This is a genomic window from Candidatus Zixiibacteriota bacterium (assembly GCA_026397505.1).
GTDB lineage: Bacteria > Zixibacteria > MSB-5A5 > GN15 > PGXB01 > JAPLUR01.
This window is the reverse complement of record JAPLUR010000133.1, coordinates 20,963-27,013: the sequence shown is the minus strand read 5'-3', so window position 1 is coordinate 27,013 and position 6,051 is coordinate 20,963. Positions and strand designations below refer to the sequence as shown.

The window sequence follows — 6,051 nt, the reverse complement described above, 5'->3', positions numbered from 1 at the left end:
GGACTGCATTGACTCGACATTCGTGGATTTCTACCGGACCAAATATGCGGTATTGTATGGGAAGAAAAAAAGCGTTATCGATTCCACCATTGCTGCCATACAGGATGCTTTCGTGAAAAATATCTTCCCCGAAATGAGAGTGCGCTGGACGGAATATCCCAACAATATCGGTCATTTTATCTATCCCGGTTGCATGCGCTGCCACGACGGGCATCATACCAGTGACGAGGGAGTGACAATTACCCGGGACTGCCGCACCTGCCATGCCATTCTCTCTCAGGGGAGCGGGGCAAGAGCCGCTATGGCTGCTACTCCAGATGGGCTTGATTTTGTACACCCGGATGAGAATGTCGGCGAGGCTTGGCAGGAGACCGGGTGTTATGAGTGCCATACCGGCGTTCAGCCGTGACGGGAGATATTGACAGGTATTGAATCGATCTGATATGGATTAGACTTGCCGGTAGAATAGCCGGAAAAAATATTTCCAACAAAAAAGCGGCGCGTGCAGGGCACGGGCCGCTTTTTCTTAGGACTGAATGATTTTACTTGGTTCCCTCTTTGGGAAGCATGGCATGGACGCCTTTGACTTTCATCTTGGCGAAATCAAAGGCCTCCTTGGACGCAAACTGTGCCGGAACCTTATCGTTGTGACACTTCTTACAAACCTTCTCATCCGGAACAATCAGCCCGTTTTCAACGGCCAGCTTTTTGTCCTTCATGATGGACATTTTCATGTAATCGGAACCCGGTCCATGGCAGCCTTCACACTGGACACCGGTCAGAAGCTCGCCCTTGGCATCCTTGCCCGAGGAGTGGCAGGCGACACAGGTTTCATTCTTCTGCTCTTCCGGTTTCAGGCTTTCCCACGCCTTGGCATGCTTGGTTTCCATCCAGGTCGGATGGACGTTGTCTTTTTTGTGACACATGGCGCACTTGGTCGCACCGACATACTGATGCTTGACGGTAGTGGAGTCGGCGGCGAAGATCGGAGCGCAGAAAATTGCCACAAAGGCGATGATTGTGAAACTAATCACAAACCTCTTCATTCAGAAACCTCCTTGCATGTAACAATTATTTATTAGAGCTAATGTTTTTATTCTCATCATTTACTCGACTTTGTTAGTTATACAAAATAATTAAGACCAAAGCAATCTTTATTTTGAAAAAATGGCAGAAAACCTCTCAAATCCGGCGGGTGGATGGAGAGATTTCGTCCAAATTCATAAGTTGCTAAATATCAGTCGCTTATCTCCGCGAAATAAATCCTCTATAAAGAAAAGGCCCTTTTAGAAAGGACCTTTTTCATTATGGCATGGAGTAGGCTAGTGGGCAGCGACGGGCAACGGTTCCCCTCTGCCGGCCAGACCGGGCAAATTGGTTTGCAGGTATTCGATAGAGCTATCCAACAGACCAATGACATATTTGGCGTTATGCACACCCTCGGAGCGATCGGCTTCGATCAAAAGATAGTTATAAAGCGCCCCGGCGATATTCTTATCGGCTATTATCAGGGTGTCATCGGTGGGCACGTTGGGAAGATATTCACCGTAGAAATTGGCGAGAACCCCGGCATCTATCAGCAGACTCTGAAGAGTCGCCAGCTTTTCCTCGACCTCGGTTTGAACACCCTCATAGTCATAGCTTTCGGCGTCGGGATGGCAGTTATTGCAATAAGCCACCATATCGGTTCCGGTTTCCTCATCAATCATGTTGAAGCTGTGGCCACCGACTTTGTACCCATCATGAATGATCGGATTGGCCATATGGCACCCGGCACAAGCTTCCTCGACATCGGTCGCATGTCCGGAATACTCATAATCATATCCGGCAAACTCGTACCCGTTGGTTCCCTGAAGCATATCGGCCTGAGTCCCGTGATGAGGTCCCCAGCGATTGGAAGTGAGCATAAAATCATCGGTGATGGTAGTCACCGACATCAGTGCCTGATGGCAATTGGCGCAGAGATTGCCGGCGCCGTGATTGAAGCTGACCCCGTTGGCCAGTGTCACCGCAGCTTCGGTGCGCAGAGCCAGAGTCCCGGTGGAATGCGGGGCGTGGCAGGTGAAGCAATGGATGGCCGCCACGTTGGCATACGGGGGATGAATTGCCCCGGTCGTGACAAAATCAACGAAGCCCTGGTGCTGGTGACACTTGGCGCATGGTGAGCCGCCCCGATTGGTATAGTCAATATTGTTGCCCGAGGCATGCACCGAGTTCTGCCATTCACCCTTGGCCTGGAGGAGACGACTGTCATTGTCGGCATGGCAGGTGAAACAACTGGTCAATTCATTGGAATCTTTTCCTTCATTGACCACTTTCCGTTCACATCCCGCTACTGTCATCAGCAGCGCGAAAACGGCGAGCACCGCCATAAGTTTCAAGAGTTTCATAGTTCCTGCTCCTTTAGAATGATAATTCCTTTATAAGATTTATTTCTACAATATTTGCAGTGTAATATCTATCGGTAACCAGGAAATCATCAAAGTTGTGGACATTATAGGCCACTTCCAGACGATGATTCTCGGCGAATCTTAAGGATGCCATAAAGTGGAGCATGAAGCTTTCCACATCAATATCCCGTTTGCTCCGGTAGTAGGTTGCGCCAAAACCCGCTCTGAGCCTGTGATATTCGCGCGAGGTAATATCGCCGTACAAAACATGGTCATTGAATTCAAACTCCTGCTCAATATCCTTGTAGTCACCGGTTGAGTATGAATATCCGCCGGAGAATTCGCCATATTTGGTCAATTTTAACGTGGCGTCAGCGGCGAAGCGATTGAAATCGGCGCTGGTACCCAACTGGTCATTATCCCTCTGCTTGTTCTCATATTTCAGGGCCAGAGAACCATAAGCGGCATCAAAATATTTGCCTGACAATTTGAATCGATTGCGATCTTCGCTACCGACCAATCTCCAGCCATCCTCGATTTTCTCCGCCCGCGTTCCAAATTCCCCGCGAAATTCGTAATTCCTGCCGGGAGTGAACCAGCCGGAACCATAAAAGGAGTTGGCCCGGACTTCATTGGCGAAGTCGTCATTGATATCGTTCTGATAGCCGACTGTCAGGCCGGCGTGTCCCGGCGAAATGGCGCTGAGGTAGATAGTGTTAGCCAGATTGTCGGTGGCGATGATATCGCTGTCGGAGGAGGTTCGGTCAAAAATGAAATTGTAATTGGCGGAGAAATTCCCCGAAAGAGCGGCAGTAGATCCACCCCAGAGCCTGTTAGAACTGATTTTAAATTCTGTTTTAGAGTATTTGGTCTCGAAATGGCGGAATCCGCCGGTCAGAACGATCCATTCATATTTCGGCACCGGAAGCAACGCATCCAGTTTGATGTTGTACCGTTTCTGGTCGCGGCCGGCATTCTTGTTATCAGTGTAATCGGCGGTGCGATATTCAGCCTGGAGCATCCTCCCCCGGAAATTGAATCTCATCCCGGCATGGTAGGTATTCAGGCCGTAGTCCATATTCTTGACCGCGCCCGGCCCGTCGGGATTGAACAGGTCGGTTATCGAACCGGCCAGATTGCTGAAGGATCCGCCGCCGAATAATTTCAGATAACGGTGTGGAAAGAACCAGAGCGAACCGCCTGTCTGACGCCGGCGGGTAAAACTGTTGCCGTCAAAATCATAAACCCTTCGGTATTGGTTGTTACTAATATCGATGCCGAAAAGGCCGGCTTTTCCCAGACCCAGGCTCAGATTGCGATTATTCAGGGTCAAATTTTTCAGGTCGGCGCGCAGCCGCATCCCATTGGCGAAATTGTAGTGGAATTTCTCCAGCGAGAGCAGAAATCCCGGATAATAGTTGAAGGTCGGCTGGTTGACCGACTGGTTCCCCTCCTCGTCAACGAATGTATATCCCAGCCTGACCTCGCCGCCGTTATTGACCGCGGCGGCCATTCCGGATAAGCAGAGGAGGGAGATAAACACGACAATCATTTTGTGATTTTTCATCATGACCTCCTCAATCATTGATAATATGACAGCCGGACTGATAGCAATCCGGGAAGAGTTTTATTCCCAGGTCGGGATCGAGAAGCTTTTTGTTATCGTAGGAACCGTGAATCTCGCTGTGGCAAAAGAGGCAGTCTAGTTTGGTGCCCAGTCCACTGTGCTGCACACGATGCCCCGCCGGAACCTCATGGCACTGCCGGCAGAGCCCGCTTCCCGGCTGGATCAAAAGTCTGTCATTGGGCGAACCGTGCGGCTCATGGCATTCGGGGCAGCCGCCGCCGTTGACCAGATGCTTGTAGGCGACCGGATGTTCATAAGTGAACGGCCCGGCTTTTTCCGAATGGCAATTCTGACAGGTCCAGTCCAATCCTACTGTCAGGGAAGGGTCATTCATGCACTGCAGCTTATGGCAATCGGTACAGCGAATATTTCCGGATTCAAGCGGATGAACGGAGCGCCGTTTGAATTCGGCCGCGACGGTGGTATGGCAGGTGGCGCAGAAATTTTCGCCGTCATCCTTGACCAGACCACGGCTTTTGTTACTGTGAATAGTGTGGCACGAAAGACAGGCAACATTCGCCCGATAGTGCGGGTCGGTGGCGACCACTCCCGATTGATGCGGATCGGCATGGCAGCCGCTGCAGATTTCCGCCTGTCTGACCAGTGACAGGCCGGGAAGACTGGTGATATTTTCTGCCGATGGTTCATCAATATGTTTCTCCCATCCCTCGTGGCAGCCGATACAGCCGACCTCAACGGCAGCTTTGAGTGTCTTGTCGGTGGCCATCTGGTGCGCCGAACCGATCAGCGAAGTCGCCATATCATCATGGCAATCGAGGCATTTAGCCGATTCCTTTTTAATGTCCTGATTGGTATAGAACCGGGCCGAGACAACCGGCATCAGAATCATCAAAAGGAAAAGCACCGCTATGCCGATGGCCAGATTTTGGGGCTTTCCTTTTCTCATCATATCCTCAGCTATTTTGTTAATATTCTTGCCAGCTATTCTAAGGTTGGATTGGTTACTATGTTGAATCTCATTTTCCGCCTGTCCGCGGGTCATTCTATCAGTTATCAGGTAGAATCCCCATTTCGAAAGTCATTCTGAAGATTATCATCCACCTGTTTCCCAATAGGGCCAATTCAATACATTGTTGGTCTCTTTTATCGGAATTTGTATAACAAAGTTTAATATTTTAGTCAAGCTCAAAGACATAAATCCCGATGGCCGATTTCAATTATCAGAAAATATGACATTTTAAAAGCCAATTATGCAAGGGCAAAATGAATGTCCGGCAAATAATCTTCGAAAGCAAAAAGCGGTCGGTCAACTTATTCATAAGGGAAGCATATACTCGAGTCTGTGTGAGAAAGGCACTTTTTTCTTGTCATATGGAAAACCGATTCAATATATTGGCCGATAGCTCGACCAAAATTAACACTCAAACCTGATAAGGGAACAGCTATGGCAGAAGATTTAAGGCAGCAGGCAGGTGAAATAACAATGAAAGCCAAAGATATTACCGCCAATCCGGCGCCGCTGGGGCTTCTGGGATTCGGCATGACTACAGTCCTCCTAAATATTCATAATGCCGGATTTTTCGGGATGAGCGCCATGATTTTGGGGATGGGGATATTCTACGGCGGGCTGGCTCAGGTGATCGCCGGAATAATGGAATGGAAGAAGGGGAATACATTCGGGACGACCGCTTTCACTTCCTACGGCCTTTTCTGGCTATCGCTGGTGGCGCTTCTGGTTTTTCCCAAAATGAATTGGGGAGAGGCGCCGGGGAAAGATGCCATGGCGGCATATTTATTTATCTGGGGATTATTCACGCTGGTCATGTTTTTCGGGACGCTGAAATTGAACCGGGCGTTGCAATTTGTTTTCGGTTCGCTGACACTGCTGTTCTTTCTTCTGGCCTTGGGTGATGCCACGGGAAATCAGGCCATCACCCGTATTGCCGGTTATGAGGGAATAATCTGCGGCCTCTCGGCCATTTATACCGGCCTGGCGCAGGTGCTCAATGAAGTATATGGGCGGGTGGTGGCGCCGATAGGGCCGATGAAATAATGTAATTGTAATGGTATGAT

6 protein-coding genes are annotated in these 6,051 nt (G+C 49.6%); 2 read left to right on the top strand and 4 right to left on the bottom strand.

All coding sequences use genetic code 11. The annotated features are described in order from the left end of the window. Positions 1–409, top strand: a 409-nt coding sequence (locus NT002_14190; protein MCX6830412.1) for a cytochrome C, incomplete at its 5' end; no start/stop codon positions are given. A gap of 133 nt (positions 410–542) precedes the next feature. On the opposite strand, the gene NT002_14185 is transcribed toward NT002_14190, so the two are convergent. From NT002_14185 to NT002_14170, 4 genes are all read right to left on the bottom strand, one after another. Continuing rightward, positions 543–1,046, bottom strand: a complete 504-nt coding sequence (locus NT002_14185; protein ID MCX6830411.1) for a multiheme c-type cytochrome — start codon at positions 1,044–1,046, stop codon at positions 543–545. Between the two features lie 276 nt (positions 1,047–1,322). Further along, on the bottom strand, positions 1,323–2,390 hold the full coding sequence (locus tag NT002_14180) for an ammonia-forming cytochrome c nitrite reductase subunit c552 (protein ID MCX6830410.1): 1,068 nt from the start codon (positions 2,388–2,390) through the stop codon (positions 1,323–1,325). Positions 2,391–2,403: 13 nt separating this feature from the next. Next, on the bottom strand, positions 2,404–3,960 hold the full coding sequence (locus NT002_14175) for a hypothetical protein (protein ID MCX6830409.1): 1,557 nt from the start codon (positions 3,958–3,960) through the stop codon (positions 2,404–2,406). Positions 3,961–3,967: 7 nt separating this feature from the next. After that, positions 3,968–4,927 carry a multiheme c-type cytochrome gene (locus NT002_14170; GenBank protein ID MCX6830408.1) on the bottom strand — a complete coding sequence of 320 codons (960 nt, stop codon included), beginning with the start codon at positions 4,925–4,927 and terminating at the stop codon, positions 3,968–3,970. A 495-nt stretch (positions 4,928–5,422) separates the two neighbouring features. Here NT002_14170 and NT002_14165 point away from each other — a divergent pair, with 495 nt between their 5' ends. Beyond that, positions 5,423–6,031, top strand: a complete 609-nt coding sequence (locus NT002_14165; protein ID MCX6830407.1) for an acetate uptake transporter — start codon at positions 5,423–5,425, stop codon at positions 6,029–6,031. Positions 6,032–6,051: the final 20 nt, after the last annotated feature.

What these genes read in the sequence shown, in the direction of transcription:
- NT002_14180 (MCX6830410.1), bottom strand. Translation starts at nt 2,390, where the DNA reads ATGAAACTCTTGAAACTTATGGCGGTGCTCGCCGTTTTCGCGCTGCTG.
- NT002_14170 (MCX6830408.1), bottom strand. Translation starts at nt 4,927, where the DNA reads ATGATGAGAAAAGGAAAGCCCCAAAATCTGGCCATCGGCATAGCGGTG.
- NT002_14165 (MCX6830407.1), top strand. Translation starts at nt 5,423, where the DNA reads ATGGCAGAAGATTTAAGGCAGCAGGCAGGTGAAATAACAATGAAAGCC.
- NT002_14175 (MCX6830409.1), bottom strand. Translation starts at nt 3,960, where the DNA reads ATGATGAAAAATCACAAAATGATTGTCGTGTTTATCTCCCTCCTCTGC.
- NT002_14185 (MCX6830411.1), bottom strand. Translation starts at nt 1,046, where the DNA reads ATGAAGAGGTTTGTGATTAGTTTCACAATCATCGCCTTTGTGGCAATT.